The organism is Mameliella sp. LZ-28, assembly GCF_012274245.1.
Lineage (GTDB): Bacteria > Pseudomonadota > Alphaproteobacteria > Rhodobacterales > Rhodobacteraceae > Antarctobacter > Antarctobacter albus.
The window spans coordinates 108,004-126,770 of sequence record NZ_JAANYX010000006.1 but is presented as its reverse complement, the minus strand read 5'-3'; the positions used below and the strand labels follow the sequence as shown (position 1 = coordinate 126,770).

Genomic DNA, 18,767 nt, shown 5'->3' with positions numbered 1-18,767 from the left:
AGCAAAACACCCGGATCCATTCCGAACCCGGCCGTTAAGTGCCACCGCGCCAATGGTACTGCGTCTCAAGACGTGGGAGAGTAGGTCGCCGCCAAACCTAGTAAAAACCAAATCCCTCTATGCAAAATATGAAACAAGAGCCCCTTCCGGTTTATCCGGCGGGGCTTTTCCTGTTTCGGATCAGAAATTTCGAGCTGCCTCTTTCAGCAGATCCAGCATGCGGCGTTGGGCGGTGGTCGGCATCCAGTCGCGGCGAAGTGTGACGCCGATCTGGCGTGCGGGAACATCCGGTTGAATCGGAAGTGCTGTCATCAGGCCGTGTTGTACCTCGGCGGCAGCCTGCCAGCCGGAAATGCAGCCAAGCATCTCGCTCTGACGCAGCGTTTCCCGCATCAAGAGGACAGAGCCGCTTTCGATGACGTTCTCCGGCGGTCTCAACCCGTGTTTGGCAAAGAACTCTTCGAATTGACGCCGGGCAGGGGCGCCCAGGCGGGGGACGATCCAGGGCCATTGAACCAGGCTTGCGATTGTCGGAGCGGATTCCTTTGTCAGCGGATGCCCGGGTCCGGACACGAAACACAGACGATCGTCGAAGAGCGGGTGTTGTTCGACCTCCGCGACCGGAGCGGGATCTCGCAACGCTCCGATGATGGCATCGACCTCGCCGGCAACGAGGCCGGCCAGGAGATCCTCATAGCGACTGTCGTGTACGATGACCGGCGTTTCGGGTCGTTCCTGCCGGAAGGCGACCAGTGCCGCGGGCAGGAGGTTGGTTCGCGAGAGGGGCAGGGCGCCCAGAACCACGCGCCCGCCTTCGCGCCCGTCGAACTCTGCCAGGTCCGCCTCTGCCTGGTCCAGCTCGGCAAAGGCGAGCCGCGCGGCCCGGCAAAGCGACAGGCAGGCCCGTCGGGGGACCAATCCACTGCGCGCCCGGTCGAACAAGGTTCGACCTGCCGCACGTTCCAGTTCGGTCACGGCGCGATGGACCGTCGGTTGCGCCAGGCCCAGTTGCCGTGCGGCCAGGGTGACATTGCCGCTCTGGGCGGTTGCGATCAGCGCGATCAACTGGGAATGCGTCACCACGCGCGACAGGCCGGGGGCAAGGGCATCGAGGGCCGGGTCCAGCCGGTCCAGAGCACGCCGGACCCTTGCCAGCAGTACCTGACCGCGATCCGTCGGAAAGGCTCCGGTACTGTTGCGGTCGAACAGGGCGCTGCCCACGGCCGTTTCCACCTTGTGCAAGGCGTGCGTCACGGCGGTCTGGGACAGGCCGCTGACCTGGGCCGCTCCGGTCAGCGAACGGTGTTCTGCTATCGCAGGCAAGAGACGCAGATGTCTCAGGTTGCGCGGGATCGACTGGCCTTCTGTCACGTCAGTTGAACATCGTATTTGGCAGGATCAGCGAGATTTGCGGGAAGGCAATCAGTACCGCCAGCGTCGCGATCATCGCCAGCCAGAAGGGCAGGACCCCGCGAAAGATTGTCCCCAGTTCGACCTTGGGCGCCACCGACTTGACGATGAAGACGTTGATCCCCACGGGGGGCGAAATCAATCCCATTTCAAGTGTCAGGACCACCAGCACGCCGAACCAGATCGGGTCGATCCCCAGGTCGACAATGACGGGAAAGAAGATCGGCAGGGTCAGGACCAGCATGGCAAAGCCTTCGAGAAAGCAGCCCAGCACAAGGTAGACGAAGAGGATCACCACGAGGGTTCCGATTGTCCCTGCTTCAAGCCCGGCAAGGAACTCTCCGACGACGGTGGGAATATGGCTGAGGGCCAGGAAGGGGTTGATCATATGCGCCGCGATCAGAATCAGCATCACCGTCGCGGTGGTCACGATGCTGTCCTTGGAGGCCTCCCAGAAAGCGCGGACCGTCAGGGTGCGGGTGACGATCCCGTAGAGGATCACCAGACCGGCGCCGACCCCCGCTGCCTCCGTCGGTGAGAAGAGACCGGCGTAGATGCCGCCGATGGTCAACAGGATCACCACGAGGATCGGCAGGGCGCCCAGCAGCTTGCGGCTTTTCTCGTCGATCGTGGTGCGGGGACCGGCAGGGCCAAAGGCGGGGCGCACCCAGCACATGATGGTGATGGTCAGGATAAAGGCGCTCAGCAGCAGCAGGCCGGGCAGGACACCTGCAAGGAACAGCCGCCCGATGCTCTGTTCGGTCAGGATGGCATAGATGACAAAGCCGGTGGACGGCGGGATCAGGATGCCCAGCGTGCCACCGGCGGCGACCACGCCCGTCGACAGGCGCGGGTCATAATCGAAACGGTCCATCTCTCGCAGGGACACCTTGCCCATCGTCAGGGCCGAGGCGACGGAAGACCCCGACAGGGCCGCGAAGCCGCCGCAGCCGATCACCGTGGCCGAGGCCAGTCCGCCGCGGACCTGCCCGATCACCGCGTAGGCGGCGTCGTAGAGCTGTCGGCTCATCCCCGTGACTGTGGCGATATTGCCCATCAGGATGAACAGCGGAATGATGACCAGTTCCGGGTTCGAGGCCAGCGTGAAGGTTTCCGAGGCCAAGAGCCCCATCGCCGCGTTCCAGCCGTTCAGGTGCCAGATCCCCAGGAAACCCACCAGGAACATGGCAAAGGCCACGGGAATGCGCAGCATCAGCAGGATCAACAGGGCGGCGATGCCCAGCAGGCCGATGGCGCCGATTGTCATGTGGTCTTGCTCCATTCACCGCGCACGTCGCGTCGGGACAGGGTCAGTTCCACCGCCCGCAGGAACATGCCCAGAGCGGTCAGAACGGCAAAGCCGCACAGGCCCCACTGGAACCAGGCCTTGGGCAGGCGCAGCAGGTTTGTCGACAGGTTCAGCATCTGGCTCAGCTTGGCACTTTCCCAGACCGCCCAGGCGATGAAGGCAAAGATCACGGCACCAAGGAGGGCAGAGAAGATGTCGATGACGAGGTTCATCAAAGGCGGATAGGTCTTCTGGAACAGGTCGACCGCGATATGCCCGCCGTTGCGGTCACAGAGCGCCATGCCGCCAAAGACAAGCATGACCATGATCATGGTGATCAGGTCCTGGCTGCCGAACATAGGATGACCGAAGGCCCGCCCGATCACGTCCACCAGGATCACGCCGACCTCCGCCATCAGTGCCAGGGCGCCGATCGCCGCGGACAGGCGGATCAGCCCGTCCGCGGTTTTCCTGAGGGCGGTCAGCACTCACTCGCCCCGCATCTTGGCAAGCGCGGCCTCTCCGCTGACTTCAGCGACATAGCCGTTCACCACATCGGCGACGGCATCCGCAAAGGCCTGAGCCTCTTCCGGGCTGAGGTCGATCACCACGTTGGTGTCGTCGGCGCGGGCCGCTTCCAGCGCGGCATCGGCGGTCGCGTTCCAGGCCATTTCGGCCGATTTGGAAACCTCCATGCCGGCGACGGCGTCGACAGCGGCCTTGGCATCTGCCGACAGCTTGTCATAGGACGACTGGCCCATCACAGTGTAAAAAGCGAGGCGGCCAAGGTTGGCACCCACGGTATAGCTGTTGGCGACCTCGTCCAGCTTGAAGTCCGACAGGGTCGAGGCGCCGGTGATCACGCCGTCGATCAGGCCGGTCTGCAAGGCGTTGTAGACCTGGTTGATCGGCATTTGCACCGGGGTCGCACCAAGGGCCTCGGCCACTTCGGCGGCTGTGGCGCCGGCGACGCGGACCTTCAACCCCGCAAGGTCCGCAGGGGTGCGGATCTGCACGTCCTTCATGATGAAAATATTCGGTTCCGAGGTCCAGAGAGCGATCGGCTTGGTGGCCGGGAACTCTCCCTTGATCTCGTCGAAGGCGGCCCAGAGCGCCTCGTACCCCGGCTGGTCCAGTGGGATGGCATTGGGCAATTCGACGATCATGGTCTTGCCGAACTGCGAAGAGGTGTACCCCGGCAGCCCCCAGACCATGTCGGCCACGCCCTGAACGGCGCGGACGTATTGTTCGACCGGACCGGCTCCCAGCTCGCCGCCGTGATAGCCGCGCACGCTGACTGCGCCATCGGTGGCCGCCGAAAGATCGGCGTTCAGCTTTTCGATCACGCTGGCGTTGATGGTGTGGAAAGGCGGGGTGAAATTGGCGAATTTCAGCTCCTGCGCCTGGGCGCTCATGGCAGAGGCGACGGCAAGTGCGGCGCCCGCGATCAGATGGGTCATTTTCATTAAATTATCCTCCCGGTTGGTACGACCGGCCCTCCCCGGCGCGGTCCATCCCCGGGCAAAGTAGTGCATGACCTTGCCCGGGACACAAATTCATTCCGCCCGAAGGCGCATGAATCCTTTTTATTCCGCCGCCTTCGTCCGCCAGCTGTCGGCGTAGTTCTCGCGGGCTTCTTTTGCATAGGGCGTGGGCGAGACGCGTACCCGGATCTCTGCCTGCTTGTGCTTTTCGGTCGAGGTCTTGGCAGTATCGTCCGGTTCACCCCAGTGCAGCGTCAGCACGTCGCCAACCTGCACGTCCTTGTGCACCACACCCAGCGACAGCATGCAGCGTTCGTTCCAGCTATAGCCGTTGAACATCGACATGCCGACCATCTGGTCGCCCTGCATCACCATGTCGGCGCTGGAGGAGGCATAGTTGGGCTGCGGGAAGTCGATCCACTTGTAGGGCGTGCCCTCTTCGAACCCGCTGGCGATGACCTTCAGCACGTCCTCGCGGTTCCACTCAAAGGTAACCTTCTTGCGGTGGGCGCCCTGGGCCTTGATCTTTTCCAGTGCCGCCTTGCCGATGAAGTCGTCCTTTTTCCAGCCGATGTAGAAATCGTAGCCCAGCTCGAACGGGTTGACGTAGTAGTCCTCGATGTTGTCGCTGACAAAGCTGCCGCCGATGGCGCCTGCCGCTTCGTACATGTCGGCACCCAGCCAGTCGCGGTAGTCCGCAAGCATCCCGTCGCCGGTGTAGATGCCCGGCAGGGGAGAGGGGATCCAGCCGGATTCCAGCGTGTTGGTCGAATAGGCCCGGCTGCCGCATTGCACGATGTTCACGCCGGCCTCTTTCGCGGACTCCAGGATCACCGAGTGGATGTAATCCTTGTCCTTGTAGGGGCCCCAGACCTCCAGCCCCGGCGCGCCGGACATGCCGTGGCGCAGCGCCTGCACCTTCTTGGAGCCGATGTTGATCCAGTCGACGTGAAAGAACTTGATGTCCGGGATCGGGCCGCCGTTCATCTTCTCGAAGATCTTGTAGGCCTCGGGCCCCTGGATCTGATAGCGGTAGTGCTCGCGCAGCACGCGCTCGCCCTCGGGGCGCGACGGCGAACGGGGATCGTGGCGCAGGCGCACGTTCCACTTGCCCCAGGCGGCTGCGAACATCAGCCAGTTCGAGGTCGGCGCGCGACCGACGAGGATGTATTTGTCCTCGCGCTCGCGGAAAATGATGTGGTCGCCGATGACATGGCCGTTGGGCGTGACCGGAACAAAGTGCTTGGCCCGGTTCAGGTCGAAATTGGCGAAGGAGTTGATGCCGTGGTGCGACAGGAACTCCGTCGCCTGCGGGCCTTCGACGATGACCTCGTCCATATGGTGGCTCTGGTCGAACAGCACCGCGCTTTCGCGCCAGGCGGCCTGTTCATTGCGCCAGTTCTGGAATTCCGGCGTCACCACCGGGTAGACATACATCCCGGCCTGGCTGTTGCGCAGCATCTCGACCGGGGTGTTCCACTTCTTCATTGCGTCGTTCAGACTGGGCATTGTTGGTTCCTCTCTCCCTGTGTCAGTCGTGTCACTCCGCGATCAGCGATAGGCCCGGCACCTTTTCCGCAAGGGCCGGCTCTTCCCTGGTCACGTATTCAAGGTTGGTGCGCGCCAGGCGCGCGTGTTCGCGCGCCAGCGCCTCGGCGCGGCTGCCCTGGCGGTCCATGATCGCCTCAAAGATGGCGCGGTGTTGTCGCTGCGCGCGGGTCAGGCTTTCGCGGAAATCCGGGATCAGTTCCTGCCCCTGCATGAAGGCCGAGGGGGATGCGGCAGGCAGGCGTCCGGCGCGCGCGACCTCGCGCGCCACGACGGGACTGCCTGCAAGGTTGGCCAGCAGGTCGTGGAATTCGCCGTTCAGGGCGACATAGGCTTTGAAATCAAGCGTGCCTGACACCGCTTCGTCCAGTTGCGTCAGGACGGTTTCCATGCGCTCGGCCAGTTCCGGGACGGCTCCGCGTTCGGCGGCAAGGCGGGCCGCTGTGCCTTCAAGCACGCCGCGCATCTCGATCGCGTCGTGGATGTCGGCCCGCGTGAATTGCGCCACGCGGCAGCCACCGGTTTCGATGCGTTCCAGCAGGCCCTCGTCCACCAGCCGGTCCATCGCCTGCCGCAAGGGAGTGCGAGACAGGTCCAGCCGCTCGGCCAGCGCGGTTTCGGCCAGCCGCTCTCCCCCGGCGTAGCTTCCGTTCAGCACCAGCGACCGTAGCTCGATCAGGGCCCGCGCAAATTGCACGCTGCGTTCCTGGCGATTCATGGGTCTCCTCCCCCAAGTCTCGCCGGGAAAGGTATTCTGTATACATCATCTGTCAAAGAACTTTTTTCGGGGGCTATTTTGGGTCCATTTCGTCGTTTCTGTATACAGTGTGCTTCGAGCCAAGAGGGCTGAGCAACCTCGCGTCAGCGGGCGAGAGCTTTCGTTTCTGAGTTTCCGATGGGACTCAAGGCGCCGCAGTGGTGTTCCGCGATGTATCAATGGCGTCTGAACCGGCGCCTCTTGGGCGCCGTATTCAGGCGTCGCGCCGGATCATTTCCTTGTAGAGCGTACGGATGCGGTGAAACACCGGTCCCGCCTTGCCGCCGCCGATCACCCGCCCGTCGATCTCGAACACCGGGGTCTGTGCGCCGAAGGTGCCGGTCAGAAAGGCCTCGTCGGCGCCATAGGTGTCGACCAGAGAGTAGTTGCGTTCATGGACTGGGATGCCGTTCTGGCGGCAGATGTCGATCACCTTTTGCCGCGTGATCCCGTTCATGCAGTAGTCCCCGGTCGAGGTCCAGACCGCGCCCTTGCGCACGATGAAGAAGTTGCAGGCATTGGTCGTGTTCACGAATCCGAAGGGGTCCAGCATCAGCGCCTCATCGGCGCCCGCGCGGACGGCATGGTTCAGCGCGATGATGCAGTTCAGCTTGGAATGCGAGTTCAGCTTGGCATCCTGCGTCAGTGGCAGCCCGCGATGATGCGGTACGGTGAACAGGGAAATGCCCCTGTCGATGACGCTGTCGTCGGGTTTCGAGTGCTCGGCGATGATGACGATCGTCGGGCCATAGACGCTGAGATGCGGATGCTGAAAGGGTTTGCGCTTGCGCCCGCGTGTCACCATCAGCCGGATGTGCACATCCGTGGTCATGTCGTTGGCCGCCAGCGTGTCCCATATGGCCTGGGTCAGTTCCTCGCGCGTCTTGCCGATCTCCAGCTCCAGGTAGAGCGCGGCCTCGTAGAGCCGGTCGAGGTGGTCATCCAGAAAGGGAATCTTGCCGTCATAGAGCCGCAGCCCCTCCCATATGCCGTCCCCCAACAGGAATCCGCTGTCGTAGACGGACACCCGCGCCTCGTCCCGGTGGTGGATCTCGCCGTCGACGTAGATCCGGATATCATCGTTGCGCGCATCCGGCGCGGCGTCATGGGTCGAAACATGGTCGTCGGTCATCTTGTTCCCCTCTGGTTCGGCGCGATGCTGACATGGCGCGATGCCAGAGGAAAGCGGGCTTGCCCGGCGTGCGGCGCGGCGGTATTCCTCCGGTATGACGGAAGACACTGACGCCATCTTGGCCAAACTCCCCGCCCGGCTGCGCGAGGCGCGCCGGGCACAGGGGCTATCTCTGGACGCCGTGGCCAAGCTGTCGGGGGTCTCCCGCAGCATGGTCAGCCAGATCGAACGGGGCGAGTCCTCGCCCACCATCGCGACGCTCTGGAACCTGACACGGGCGTTGCAAGTGGACTTTGCGGGCCTGCTCGAAGAAGGCCCGGCGCGCCAGATCGAGGTGCTTCGGTCCGGGGACGTGCCCACGATCGAGCAGCGCGGCAGTGGCTGCACGATCCGCATCCTGTCCCCGCCTGAAGAGGCCGGCCGGCACGAGGTCTACGAGCTGCGCCTTTCCGCCGGCGGCGTCCTGGACAGCCTGCCCCATGCGCGGGGCGCGCGCGAGCATCTCAGCGTGATCGAAGGTGAGGTCGAAGTGACCAGCGGTTCGGGCAGCGATCGGCTTGGTCCCGGCGATACCGCGCGCTATGCGGCGGACGTGGCGCACCGGATCGCGGCGCTGAGCCCGGCACGCGCCTTTCTCGTGGTTCAGGATGCGTGATTTGACAGTATAGCGGAAAAAAATCCGTAATTACGAAAATCCCCTATTTCGGAATTTTGTCCGTCATGTTAGCTTGTTCGCAATGGAGGCTGACATGACACACCGATTCCTGACCCATCTGACCGAGACCCTGAGCCAGATCGAGGCCGACGGCATGATGAAGCGCGAGCGCCTCATCACCTCGCCGCAGGGCGGTGAGATCATGGTCGATGGCGAGACGAAAATCTGTCTCTGTGCCAACAACTACCTTGGCCTGGCCGATCACCCCGACCTCATTGCCGCGGCTCAGGCGGCGATGGAGCCGAAGGGCTATGGCATGGCCTCTGTCCGCTTCATCTGCGGTACGCAGGACCTGCACCGCGCGTTGGAAACCCGGCTGGCGCAGTTCCTGGGCAAGGACGACTCGATCCTCTTCGCGGCCTGTTTCGACGCCAATGGCGGACTTTTCGAGCCGCTGCTGGGACCGGAAGACGCCGTTATCTCGGACGCGCTCAACCACGCCTCGATCATCGACGGGATCCGCCTGTGCAAGGCGCGGCGCTATCGCTACGCCAATTCCGACATGGCGGACCTGGAGGCACAGTTGAAACAGGCGCGTGCGGATGGTGCTCGGTTCGTCATGATCGCCACGGATGGCGTATTCTCGATGGATGGCTACCTGGCGAAGCTGCCCGAGATCACGGCGCTGGCTGAAAAATACGAGGCGCTTGTGATGGTCGATGACTGTCACGCCACCGGCTTCATGGGGCCGAAGGGGCAGGGGACGCCGGCACATTTCGGTGTCGACGTCGACATCCTGACCGGCACGCTGGGCAAGGCCCTGGGCGGGGCCATCGGTGGCTATATCGCCGGGCCGCAACCGGTGATCGACCTGTTGCGCCAGCGCGCGCGGCCCTATCTGTTTTCCAACGCCTTGCCGCCTGCGGTCGTGGCCGCGGGGATCGAGGCCATCCGGTTGGTCGAGGAAGGCGACGCCTTGCGCGCGCGGCTCTTCGACAACGCGGCCTACTGGCGCGCGGGCCTGACCGACCTGGGGTTCGACCTGCTGCCGGGGGAGCATCCCATCATTCCGGTCATGCTGGGCGAGGCAAAGGTGGCGCAGGAGATGGCGGCGAAACTGTTCGACAGGGGCGTCTATGTTTCAGGCTTCTTCTTTCCGGTGGTGCCCAAGGGGCAGGCGCGTATCCGCACGCAGATGAGCGCGGACCTGACGCGCGAGAACCTGGACAAGGCTCTTGGGGCCTTTGGCGCGGTGGGGCGCGAACTTGGGGTGATCAAATGACCAGTAACCAGATGAAGGCGCTTGTGAAGGCGAAACCCGAGGAAGGGTTGTGGATGGAGCGTGTGCCGGTGCCGGAAATCGGGCCGGATGACGTGCTGATCAAGATCAGGGCGACGGGCATCTGCGGCACGGACATCCATATCTGGAACTGGGACGACTGGGCGCAAAAGACGGTGCCCGTTCCCCTGGTGACCGGGCATGAGTTCGCCGGCGAAATCGTCGAGATCGGGCGCAACGTGGATGACCTGACCATCGGCCAGCGGTGCAGCGGCGAAGGGCATCTGATCGGCAAGCACTCGCGCCAGTCGCGGGCCGGAAAGTTCCACCTCGATCCCGAAACACGGGGCATCGGCGTGAACGAGCAGGGGGCCTTTGCCCAGTACCTGCGCCTGCCGGCCTTCAACGTGGTGCCCCTGCCGGACAGCATCCCGGACGAGATCGGGGCGATCCTCGATCCGCTGGGCAACGCGGTGCACACGGCGCTGAGCTTCGACCTCGTGGGTGAGGACGTGCTGATCACGGGTGCGGGGCCGATCGGGATCATGGCGGCGGCCGTCGCGCGGCATGTCGGCGCCCGGCATGTCGTCATCACGGATGTGAACCCGGACCGGCTGGCGCTGGCGGGGCAGGTGGCGGACGTGGTGCCGGTGAACGTGGGTGAGGAAGACCTGAAGGATGTGGTGGCACGACTGGGCATGAAGGAAGGTTTCGACGTGGGCCTTGAGATGTCCGGCAACCAGCGGGCGCTGGACCAGATGGTCGAGACGCTGGTGATGGGCGGGCGCATCGCGCTCTTGGGCATTCCGCCGGGCAAATCGCCGGTCGACTGGTCGCGCATCGTCTTCAAGGCGATCACGATCAAGGGCGTCTACGGTCGGGAAATCTTTGAGACCTGGTACAAGATGATCGCCATGCTGGAAAACGGGTTGGATGTCAGCCGGGTCATCACGCACCGGTTCCCGGTCGACAGCTTCGAAGAGGGATTTGCGGTGATGAAATCGGGCAAGTCCGGCAAGGTGGTGCTGGACTGGGCGTGACGGGATTCCCTGTACGTTTTGTACAAAACGTACAGGGAATCCGGCATTTTGTACAAAGCGGCAAGGTCTTGTTAACGGGCGGCCTCAGACGGCGTAGCGCGTCGCGCCGCGGCGGTTCTCGTCCACCGGCTCGGAGAGGACCACCGCCTGGTGCGCGCGCTGATCGCAGTTGGCGCGCGGGCAGACCCGGCAGTTGATGCCGATTTCGGCCGCATGCGGCTGCCGGACGTTCAGGTCCTCGGCGTAGCCGATGCTGCCGACGTGTTCCATCGCGCAGCCCATCGCCACCGCCAGCCGCACGTCCTGCCTGTGGCGGGCAAAGCTGGGGCGGTCCACGGTGCGGGCAAAGACGAAGAACTGCGAGCGGTCCGGCATCTCGGCCACCTGGGGCAGAATCAGGCCCGGTGTCCGGAAACAGGTGTGCACCTCCAGCCGGGGGCAGGCGCCGCCATATTCGGCCAGGTGGAAGTCGGTCGAGTTGAATCGCTTGGTGACGTTGCCGGCCTTGTCGATCCGCAGGAAGAAGAACGGCACACCCCGCGCGCCGCTGCGTTGCAGCGTGGTGGCGCGGTGGCAGGCCTGTTCGAAACTGACACCGAACCGCGTGGCCAGGTGGTCGAAGTCGTATTTGCTCTGCAGCGCCTCGGCCAGAAAGCGGTCATAGGGCATCAGCACGGCGGCGGCAAAGTAGTTGGCCAGCTCCACCCGGCAGCGCGCGCGCCCCTTGGCGTCGGTCAGCCCGCTGCGGCCAAGGATGTCGTCCAGCAGGTCCTTCTGTTCCACCAACGCGGCCACATGGACCAGCTGGAACACCCGGTTGGGATGGTCCAGCGCCTCGGACAGGCGGACTTCGCGGCGCTCTTCGTCATATTCCCTGAGCGAGGTCGGCATCTCGGCCACCGGGACCAGCCGAACCCGCAGGTCCAACCGGTGTCGCAGCCGCAGTTTCAGCGCCGGATAGATGTCGTCGGGCGCCACGTTCTCGCCGAACCAGAACCCTTCGGCGGCCTGTTCAAGTGCCTCGAAGTGGTTGCGGTTGCTGCGGAAAAAGTTGTGGACCACGGCCTCGGAGGTCTGCGGCAGGACGCGCTGCCCGGTCTCGCCGGAGCTGGCCACGCTCATCAGCTGGTCATTCGTCGCCATGAAGGCGCGGTGCAGTTTCAGAAAGCAGGCGGCCAGGTCCGGACTGTGCGCCAGCGCGGCGCGCAGCTGCGGCAGGTCGGGGCGGGCCCCCTCGAACAACGGGTCCTGGAGGACGGCGCGGATGTCGGCCAGTTGCGCGGTGTCGTCGTCCTCGGCGATGTCGCGCCAGTCGACGCCATAGGCCTCGAAAAGCTTGAGCAGGACCGGCACCGACACGCTGCGCTCGTTCTTTTCCAGGAGGTTCACGTAAGAGGTCGAGATGCCCAGGCGCTTGGCCATCTGCACCTGGGTCTGGCCGTGTTCGATGCGCAGCCGGCGCAGGCGGGGTCCGATGAAGGTCTTCATGGTATTTTACAGTATACTAAATTTTACATTTTGACAATTGTGGGCGTTTGTAAAATCTCGCATTTACAGCAGGACCCGGCTTTGTTTCCAGTTTCTGAATGTCTGGCGCATGGTGTCTCTCAACCGCAAGGGAGGAGCACCATGCGCACCGGACAGACCCATCTTTTCATCCCCGGCCCGACCAATGTGCCGGAGGCCGTGCGCCAGGCGATGAACGTCCCGCAGCAGGACATGCGCGCCAGCGACTTTGGCAGCCTGACCCTTGGCCTGTTTTCCGACCTCAAGCGCGTGTTCAAGACCGCGACCGGCGAGGTCATGCTGTTCCCCGGCTCCGGCACCTCGGCTTGGGAGGCGGCGATCACCAACACGCTGAACCCCGGCGACAAGGTGCTGATGGCGCGTTATGGCCAGTTCTCGACTCTCTGGGTCAAGATGGCCGAGATGCTGGGCCTGGAACCCATCGTCGTCGATCTTCCCTGGGGTGCCAGCGCGCCGGTGGGCGAGTTCGAGCGGATCCTGGGCCGCGACGTGCACGATGAGATCAAGGCCGTCTTTGTCACCCACAACGAAACCGCGACCGGCGTCGTGTCGGACGTGGCGGCGGTGCGCCGCGCGCTCGACAGCACGTTCCACGATGCGCTGCTGTTCGTCGATGGCGTCTCCTCGATCGGGTCCATGGATTTCCGGATGGACGACTGGGGTGTCGACCTGGCCGTGACCGGCAGCCAGAAGGGCATGATGATGCCGGCGGGCCTGGGGATCCTGGGTGTCAGCCAGAAGGCGCTGGAGGCGTCAAAGACGGCCACCATGCGCCGCGCCTACTACGATTTCGCCGACATGCGCGCCTTCAATGCCGACGGCTATTTCCCCTACACCCCGCCGACGCCGCTTCTGCACGGGCTGCGCGCTTCGCTGGACCGGATCTTTGCCGAGGGGTTGGAGGCGGTTTTTGCCCGCCACGCGCGTCTCGCCGAGGGCATCCGCCGCGGGGTGAAGGCCTGGGGGCTGGAACTGGTGGCCGAGCATCACAGCTATTACTCGAACACCGTCAGCGCGATCCGCGTGCCCGAGGGCGTGGATGCCCGCGAGGTGCTGCGCATCGCCTATGACGATCTCAACGCCTCTTTCGGGTCCGGCCTTGGCCGTCTGAACGGCAAGGTTTTCCGCATCGGCCACCTGGGCGATTTCAACGAGGGCATGGCGCTGACCGCGCTCAGCCTCGCCGAACTTTCCCTGATGCGCGCGGGCGCCGCCGTGGTCCCCGGCTCTGGCGTCGGTGCGGCGCAGGCCTGGTTCGCGGGCGATATCGAGTACCGGCAGCCCTTCGCGGTGGCCGCCGAGTAACCCCATCCCGACACCCGGGACCCTATGAACGCGCCCCTGCACGGGACGCGGCCGGTCCCCTCATGTTTTGAAGAAAGGTAAGATCCATGTCCCACACGCTGCACCCGCTGCGCAAACAGCGCCTGCACCGCTCTGAACTGGCGGTGCCCGCGTCGAACCCCGCGATGGTCGAAAAGGCCGCCGACAGCGCCGCCGATTACGTCTTTCTGGATCTCGAGGACGCGGTGGCGCCCCCCGAAAAGGACCAGGCGCGCAAGAATGCCGTCGAGCTGCTGAACGACATCGACTGGGCCGGCAAGGGCAAGACGGTTTCGGTGCGGATCAACGGGCTGGACACGCATTACATGTACCGCGACGTGGTCGATATCATGGAAAAGGCCGGCGACCGGGTCGAGACGATCCTGGTGCCCAAGGTGGGCGTGCCCGCCGACCTCTACATGGTCGAGGCGATGATCAACCAGATCGAACAGGCCTGCGGCCTGACCCATCGCGTCGGCCTGGAGGCGCTGATCGAAACCGCGCTGGGCATGGCGAATGTCGAGGCGATTGCACAATTCGGCGGCCGGCTGGAGGCGCTGCACTTTGGCGTGGCCGATTACGCGGCCTCGATGCGGGCGCGCACCGTGAACATCGGCGGGCTGAACCCGAACTACCCGGGTGACCAGTGGCATGCCTCGATCACCCGCATGGTCATCGCCTGCCGCGCCTACGGGCTGCGTGCCATCGACGGGCCCTTTGGCGATTTCGCGGACGGGCAGGGCTTTGTCGATGCGGCGCGCCGTGCCGCCGCCCTGGGCTGCGAGGGCAAATGGGCCATCCACCCCAGCCAGATCGCGATGGCCAACGATGTTTTCAGCCCGCCCGAGGCCGAGGTTTCCAAGGCCGAGCGGATCATCGAAGAGCTCAAGGCCGCAGAGGCCGCGGGCAAGGGGGCGGCCAGCCTCGACGGCAAGATGATCGACGCGGCCAGCGAAAAGATGGCCCGCAACGTGATCGACATGGCGCAGGCGATTGCCGCCAAGGAAACCGGCATCGCCGCAGAATAACCCGCGCAGAGGGAGGATGAGAAATGGACATTCATGAACACCAGGCCAAGGAAATCCTGAAGAGCTTTGGCGTCCCGGTGCCGCGCGGCGGGCTGGCCTATTCGCCGGAACAGGCGGCCTACCGCGCCCGTGAACTGGGCGGGAACGCCTGGGTCGTCAAGGCGCAGATCCATTCCGGCGGGCGCGGCGAAGTGGGCGGCGTCAAGGTCTGCAAGTCCGAGCAGGAAGTGGCCGACTTCGCCCGTGGCCTGCTTGGCCGGCAGCTTGTCACCAAGCAGACCGACGCCAACGGCAAGGGCGTGTTCCGGCTCTGGGTCGAGGAAGCTTCTGACATCGCGCAGGAACTCTACCTGGGCTTTGTCCTGGACCGGAAGACCGAGCGCATCATGATCGTCGCCTCCGGCCACGGCGGGATGGAGATCGAGGACCTCGCCGAGGAAGATCCCGACAGCCTGGTGCGGTCGGTGGTCGATCCGGCGGTGGGGCTGGCCCTGTACCAGGCGCGCGAGCTGGGCTTCCGGCTGGGGCTTGAGCCCAAGCAGGTCGACCAGTTCTCGACCTTCCTGCGGGCTTGCTATCGCGCCTACCGCGATCTTGACGCCATGATGGTCGAGATCAACCCGCTGGTCATCACCGGGTCGGGCGATCTGGTGGCGCTGGATGCGAAAATGTCCTTTGACAGCAACGCACTGTACAAGCATCCTGCCATCGCCTCGCTGCGCGACCCGTCGCAGGAAGACCCGCGCGAGGCGACCGCCTATGACAACGGTCTGGCCTATGTCGGCCTTGATGGCGACATCGGCTGCATCATCAACGGCGCCGGGCTGGCGATGGCCTCGATGGACATGATCCAGCTGGCAGGAGGGCAGCCGGCGAACTTTCTCGACATCGGCGGCGGCGCTTCGCCCGAACGGGTCTGCCAGGCCTTCCGCACGGTTTTGTCGGACCAGAATGTCTCGGTGATCCTCGTGAACATCTTTGCTGGCATCAACCGTTGCGACTGGATCGCGAAGGGGGTGATCCAGGCCTACAAGGAGGTCGGTATCGACCTGCCCGTGGTGGTGCGCCTGAGCGGCACCAACGTCGAGGAAGGGCAGAAGATCATTCGCGAAAGCGGTCTGCCGATCATCTCTGCCGACACGCTGGAGGAAGCGGCCGAGAAGGCCGTCGCCGCCCGCCCGCAATCCGCCGCAGCCTGAGGAGTACGCGATATGGCTATCCTGATTGATGAAAACACTAAGGTCGTCGTCCAGGGCCTCTCGGGCCGGATCGGCCAGTTCCACGCCCAGGAGATGATCGAATACGGCACCAAGGTCGTCGCCGGCGTCACCCCCGGCAAGGGTGGCACCACGGTGCTCAACCGCCCGGTCTTCAACACCGTCCGCGAGGCGGTGGAGGCGACCGGCGCCGAGGCCTCCCTGCTTTTCGTGCCGCCGGCCTTTGCCGCCGATGCGATGATGGAAGCCGCCGATGCGGGCATCAAGACGGCGGTTTGCGTGACCGACGGCATCCCGGCGCAGGACATGATGCGGGTGAAACGCTTTCTCCGTCGCTACCCGCGGGAGCGCAAGATGCGCCTGATCGGGCCGAACTGCGCGGGCATCATCAGCCCCGGCAAGGGTTTCATGGGCATCATGCCGCCGCATATCTACATGCCGGGCCGCGTGGGCATCGTCGGACGCTCGGGCACATTGGGGTACGAGGCCGCCAGCCAGATGAAATCGCTGGGCATCGGCATTTCCTCTTCCATCGGTATCGGCGGCGATCCGATCAACGGATCCAGCTTCAAGGACATCCTGGAACTCTTTGAAAACGATCCGGAAACCGATGCGATCATGATGATCGGCGAGATCGGTGGCCCGCAAGAGGCAGAGGCCGCCGCCTATGTCCGCGATCACATGACCAAGCCGGTGGCCGCCTATATCGCGGGCCTGGCCGCGCCCAAGGGGCGGCAGATGGGCCATGCGGGCGCGATCATCAGCGCCTTTGGCGAAAGCGCGCAGGAAAAGGTCGAGATCCTCTCCTCTGCCGGGATCACCGTCGCGCCGAACCCTTCGGCGATGGGGCGGACGATGGCCGAGGTCCTGGGCATGAAGGCTGCAGCATGAGCGCCGCGTCCCTCATGGAGCCGGACTATACCGACTGGATCGGGCGGACAGAGACCCGCGAGGGGGGCGTCACGCCCAACCTCGCGGGGATGCTGAACGCCGCCGTCAGCCACGACCTGTCCCCGGAGCGCGATGTGCGCCCGGGGATGGAACTGCCAAGCCTTTGGCATTGGGTCGCTTTCCCGGAATTCGTCCCGATGAGCGACCTGGGCGAGGACGGGCATCCGGCGCTGGGCGGCTTCCTGCCGCCCTTGCCGTTCCGGCGCCGCATGTGGGCGGGAGGCGATGTGCGGTTCGCCGGTGTATTCCACGTCGGAGAGCGGCTGACCAAGGTCTCGACCATCCGGGCGGTGACGCAGAAGGAAGGCAAGACAGGGCCGATGGCCTTTGTCACCGTGGACCACGTGACCACCGGCGATCAGGGCGGCGTGATCGAAGAAGAACAGAACATCGTCTACCTCGACATCCCGCCGGTCTTTCGTCCGCCGCGCCAGGTGCCGGTGCCCGAACGCATGGCCTACGATGAGCGTGTGCCGATGAACGAGGTTCGGCTTTTCCGTTATTCTGCAGCGACTTACAACGCACACCGCATCCACTATGACCTGCCGTACGCGCAACAGGTGGAGAAATACCCGGCGCTTGTCGTGCATGGCCCCATGCAAGCGACAATGGCAATCGAGGCCGCCGAGCGGCACACGGGCAAGGCGCCCGCGCGCTTCACCTACCGAGTGGTGCATCCGATGTTCCACGACGCCGACCTGCGCCTTGTGGGCGCTCTTGATCCGGCGGGCGGGGCCATCGAGGTCGGGACGGCCACCTTCGAGGACTACCTGGGCCTGCAGGCAAGAATGGAGTGGACGACATGAGCGGCATTCTGGACGGCATGCGCGTGGTCGAAAGCTCGGCCTTCGTGGCGGTGCCCCTGGCGGGCATGACCCTGGCGCAGATGGGCGCGGACGTGATCCGGTTCGACCTGCCGCAGGGCGGTATGGACTATAAGCGTTGGCCTGTAACCACCTCCGGAGAAAGCCTTTTCTGGGCGGGGATGAACAAGGGGAAACGCTCTGTCGCGCTGGATGTGAAGTGCCCGCGCGGGCGGGAGATCGCGCAGGAAATCATCTGTGCCCCGGGCGAAGATGCGGGGCTGTTCATCACCAACCTCGCGGCTAAGGGCTGGACCGACTACGAGACACTGAAGGCCCGCCGCGAGGACCTGTGCATGGTCTCCCTGCGTGGCGACCGGCACGGGAAACCGGCGGTGGATTACACCGTGAACCCCTCTCTAGGGTTTCCGATGGCGACGGGACCGGAAGGGTCGTCCGACCCGGTCGCCCATGTCCTGCCGGCCTGGGACTGCATCGCCGGGAATATGGTGGTGTCCGGTCTCCTGGCGGCGGAAAGAGCACGCCTTCGCAAAGGGTTGGGGCAGTTTGTTGATCTGACTCTGAAGGATGCGGCGGCGGCGATGCTGGGCAACCTGGGCATCATCGGCGAGGTCGCGGTCAACGGGACCGACCGGGCCAAGGCGGGCAATTCGCTCTACGGTGCCTACGGGCAGGACTTCGTCTGTGCCGACGGTCGGCGTGTCATGGTGATTGCCCTGACCCCGCGCCAGTGGAAGAACCTGATGAAGGTCACCGGCACCGAGCAGGACATGGGATATCTTGCGGCGCGACTGGGCGTCGACCTGATGCAGGAGGGGGTCCGCTGGACTTATCGGGCCGAGATCACAAAAGTGCTAGCCCCCTGGTTCTCACGGCGCAAGGTGAGCGAGTTTTCATCGGATTTCGACAAGGGTGGCGTGACCTGGTCGCAGTTCCGCAGCTTTGCCCAGGCGCTGCGCGAGGACCCGGACCTGTCGACCGAGAACCCGATGTTCTCGGAAATCGAGCAGCCGGGGATCGGTCGCTACCGTGTGCCCGGTTCGCCGTTCAGTTTCGCCGGGATCGCGCGTGAGGCGCCCCGTCCCGCGCCGCAACTGGGCCAGCACACAGAGGAGGTCCTGGCCGATGTGGCGAAACTGCCGGAGGGCGAGATCGGCAAGCTGATGGACGAGGGCGTGGCGGTTCAGCCGCGCGGCGATTTCCGCCTGGCCTCATGACCATCGCCTGTTGAAATGGTGGTCAGGTTGCTCCCCGCCAAACAGAAGATCTGACCATAACACCCCGGGAAGCCACGGTTTCCCGGG

17 protein-coding genes and 1 rRNA gene are annotated in these 18,767 nt (G+C 64.4%); 10 read left to right on the top strand and 8 right to left on the bottom strand.

What is annotated here, in order from left to right; genetic code table 11:
• Positions 1-97 (top strand): 5S ribosomal RNA (gene rrf, locus G9Q80_RS04525); the annotation flags it as partial.
• Between the two features lie 83 nt (positions 98-180).
• Here the strand turns inward: rrf and G9Q80_RS04520 are convergent.
• The 7 genes from G9Q80_RS04520 to G9Q80_RS04490 form a co-directional block, all read right to left on the bottom strand.
• A complete protein-coding gene (locus G9Q80_RS04520; protein ID WP_168246423.1) occupies positions 181-1,371 on the bottom strand; it encodes a LysR substrate-binding domain-containing protein in 1,191 nt (396 codons plus the stop codon).
• 1 nt (position 1,372) lies between these two features.
• On the bottom strand, positions 1,373-2,677 hold the full coding sequence (locus G9Q80_RS04515; RefSeq protein WP_088670974.1) for a TRAP transporter large permease: 1,305 nt from the start codon (positions 2,675-2,677) through the stop codon (positions 1,373-1,375).
• Entirely contained in the window at positions 2,674-3,186 is a 513-nt protein-coding gene (locus G9Q80_RS04510) for a TRAP transporter small permease (RefSeq protein ID WP_088716545.1), read from the bottom strand. Before G9Q80_RS04510 ends, G9Q80_RS04515 begins: the two co-directional genes overlap by 4 nt.
• Positions 3,187-4,164 carry a TRAP transporter substrate-binding protein gene (locus G9Q80_RS04505; protein ID WP_043145913.1) on the bottom strand — a complete coding sequence of 326 codons (978 nt, stop codon included), beginning with the start codon at positions 4,162-4,164 and terminating at the stop codon, positions 3,187-3,189. It lies immediately after the preceding gene.
• A 120-nt stretch (positions 4,165-4,284) separates the two neighbouring features.
• Positions 4,285-5,691 (bottom strand): vanillate/3-O-methylgallate O-demethylase, encoded by a 1,407-nt coding sequence (gene ligM / locus G9Q80_RS04500; protein ID WP_088716546.1) that lies wholly within the window; start codon positions 5,689-5,691, stop codon positions 4,285-4,287.
• A 31-nt stretch (positions 5,692-5,722) separates the two neighbouring features.
• Positions 5,723-6,448, bottom strand: coding sequence for a GntR family transcriptional regulator (locus G9Q80_RS04495; RefSeq protein WP_088716547.1), 726 nt, complete (start codon positions 6,446-6,448; stop codon positions 5,723-5,725).
• 253 nt (positions 6,449-6,701) lie between these two features.
• The gene (locus G9Q80_RS04490) at positions 6,702-7,619 is read right to left on the bottom strand and encodes an aminotransferase class IV (RefSeq protein WP_088716548.1); all 918 of its coding nucleotides are present in this window, start codon (positions 7,617-7,619) and stop codon (positions 6,702-6,704) included.
• Between the two features lie 94 nt (positions 7,620-7,713).
• Between G9Q80_RS04490 and G9Q80_RS04485 the strand changes: the two genes are divergently transcribed.
• The 3 genes from G9Q80_RS04485 to tdh all read left to right on the top strand — a co-directional run bounded on the left by G9Q80_RS04485 (position 7,714) and on the right by tdh (position 10,593).
• Positions 7,714-8,274: a helix-turn-helix domain-containing protein gene (locus G9Q80_RS04485; RefSeq protein WP_043145939.1), complete on the top strand. Its 561-nt coding sequence runs from the start codon at positions 7,714-7,716 to the stop codon at positions 8,272-8,274.
• Between the two features lie 94 nt (positions 8,275-8,368).
• Positions 8,369-9,556: a glycine C-acetyltransferase gene (locus G9Q80_RS04480; RefSeq protein ID WP_088716549.1), complete on the top strand. Its 1,188-nt coding sequence runs from the start codon at positions 8,369-8,371 to the stop codon at positions 9,554-9,556.
• Entirely contained in the window at positions 9,553-10,593 is a 1,041-nt protein-coding gene (gene tdh / locus G9Q80_RS04475; protein WP_043145907.1) for an L-threonine 3-dehydrogenase, read from the top strand. The genes G9Q80_RS04480 and tdh overlap by 4 nt, the downstream gene beginning before the upstream one ends.
• Before the next feature lie 84 nt (positions 10,594-10,677).
• Here the strand turns inward: tdh and G9Q80_RS04470 are convergent, their stop codons facing one another.
• A complete protein-coding gene (locus tag G9Q80_RS04470; RefSeq protein ID WP_043145906.1) occupies positions 10,678-12,081 on the bottom strand; it encodes a helix-turn-helix domain-containing protein in 1,404 nt (467 codons plus the stop codon).
• Between the two features lie 141 nt (positions 12,082-12,222).
• Here G9Q80_RS04470 and G9Q80_RS04465 point away from each other — a divergent pair, with 141 nt between their 5' ends.
• The 6 genes from G9Q80_RS04465 to G9Q80_RS04440 all read left to right on the top strand — a co-directional run bounded on the left by G9Q80_RS04465 (position 12,223) and on the right by G9Q80_RS04440 (position 18,680).
• A complete protein-coding gene (locus G9Q80_RS04465) occupies positions 12,223-13,425 on the top strand; it encodes a pyridoxal-phosphate-dependent aminotransferase family protein (RefSeq protein WP_074622952.1) in 1,203 nt (400 codons plus the stop codon).
• Positions 13,426-13,511: 86 nt separating this feature from the next.
• Positions 13,512-14,471 (top strand): HpcH/HpaI aldolase/citrate lyase family protein, encoded by a 960-nt coding sequence (locus tag G9Q80_RS04460; protein ID WP_043145902.1) that lies wholly within the window; start codon positions 13,512-13,514, stop codon positions 14,469-14,471.
• Between the two features lie 23 nt (positions 14,472-14,494).
• A complete protein-coding gene (locus G9Q80_RS04455; RefSeq protein WP_043145901.1) occupies positions 14,495-15,670 on the top strand; it encodes a malate--CoA ligase subunit beta in 1,176 nt (391 codons plus the stop codon).
• A gap of 12 nt (positions 15,671-15,682) precedes the next feature.
• On the top strand, positions 15,683-16,579 hold the full coding sequence (gene sucD / locus G9Q80_RS04450) for a succinate--CoA ligase subunit alpha (RefSeq protein ID WP_043145900.1): 897 nt from the start codon (positions 15,683-15,685) through the stop codon (positions 16,577-16,579).
• On the top strand, positions 16,576-17,445 hold the full coding sequence (locus G9Q80_RS04445) for an HTD2 family dehydratase (protein ID WP_232786380.1): 870 nt from the start codon (positions 16,576-16,578) through the stop codon (positions 17,443-17,445). The genes sucD and G9Q80_RS04445 overlap by 4 nt, the downstream gene beginning before the upstream one ends.
• Entirely contained in the window at positions 17,442-18,680 is a 1,239-nt protein-coding gene (locus G9Q80_RS04440; protein ID WP_043145896.1) for a CoA transferase, read from the top strand. The genes G9Q80_RS04445 and G9Q80_RS04440 overlap by 4 nt, the downstream gene beginning before the upstream one ends.
• Positions 18,681-18,767 lie beyond the last annotated feature (87 nt).

What these genes read in the sequence shown, in the direction of transcription:
- tdh (WP_043145907.1), top strand. Translation starts at nt 9,553, where the DNA reads ATGACCAGTAACCAGATGAAGGCGCTTGTGAAGGCGAAACCCGAGGAA.
- G9Q80_RS04440 (WP_043145896.1), top strand. Translation starts at nt 17,442, where the DNA reads ATGAGCGGCATTCTGGACGGCATGCGCGTGGTCGAAAGCTCGGCCTTC.
- G9Q80_RS04515 (WP_088670974.1), bottom strand. Translation starts at nt 2,677, where the DNA reads ATGACAATCGGCGCCATCGGCCTGCTGGGCATCGCCGCCCTGTTGATC.
- G9Q80_RS04485 (WP_043145939.1), top strand. Translation starts at nt 7,714, where the DNA reads ATGACGGAAGACACTGACGCCATCTTGGCCAAACTCCCCGCCCGGCTG.
- G9Q80_RS04460 (WP_043145902.1), top strand. Translation starts at nt 13,512, where the DNA reads ATGTCCCACACGCTGCACCCGCTGCGCAAACAGCGCCTGCACCGCTCT.
- G9Q80_RS04445 (WP_232786380.1), top strand. Translation starts at nt 16,576, where the DNA reads ATGAGCGCCGCGTCCCTCATGGAGCCGGACTATACCGACTGGATCGGG.
- G9Q80_RS04455 (WP_043145901.1), top strand. Translation starts at nt 14,495, where the DNA reads ATGGACATTCATGAACACCAGGCCAAGGAAATCCTGAAGAGCTTTGGC.
- G9Q80_RS04465 (WP_074622952.1), top strand. Translation starts at nt 12,223, where the DNA reads ATGCGCACCGGACAGACCCATCTTTTCATCCCCGGCCCGACCAATGTG.
- G9Q80_RS04470 (WP_043145906.1), bottom strand. Translation starts at nt 12,081, where the DNA reads ATGAAGACCTTCATCGGACCCCGCCTGCGCCGGCTGCGCATCGAACAC.
- ligM (WP_088716546.1), bottom strand. Translation starts at nt 5,691, where the DNA reads ATGCCCAGTCTGAACGACGCAATGAAGAAGTGGAACACCCCGGTCGAG.
- G9Q80_RS04490 (WP_088716548.1), bottom strand. Translation starts at nt 7,619, where the DNA reads ATGACCGACGACCATGTTTCGACCCATGACGCCGCGCCGGATGCGCGC.
- G9Q80_RS04495 (WP_088716547.1), bottom strand. Translation starts at nt 6,448, where the DNA reads ATGAATCGCCAGGAACGCAGCGTGCAATTTGCGCGGGCCCTGATCGAG.
- sucD (WP_043145900.1), top strand. Translation starts at nt 15,683, where the DNA reads ATGGCTATCCTGATTGATGAAAACACTAAGGTCGTCGTCCAGGGCCTC.
- G9Q80_RS04505 (WP_043145913.1), bottom strand. Translation starts at nt 4,164, where the DNA reads ATGAAAATGACCCATCTGATCGCGGGCGCCGCACTTGCCGTCGCCTCT.
- G9Q80_RS04480 (WP_088716549.1), top strand. Translation starts at nt 8,369, where the DNA reads ATGACACACCGATTCCTGACCCATCTGACCGAGACCCTGAGCCAGATC.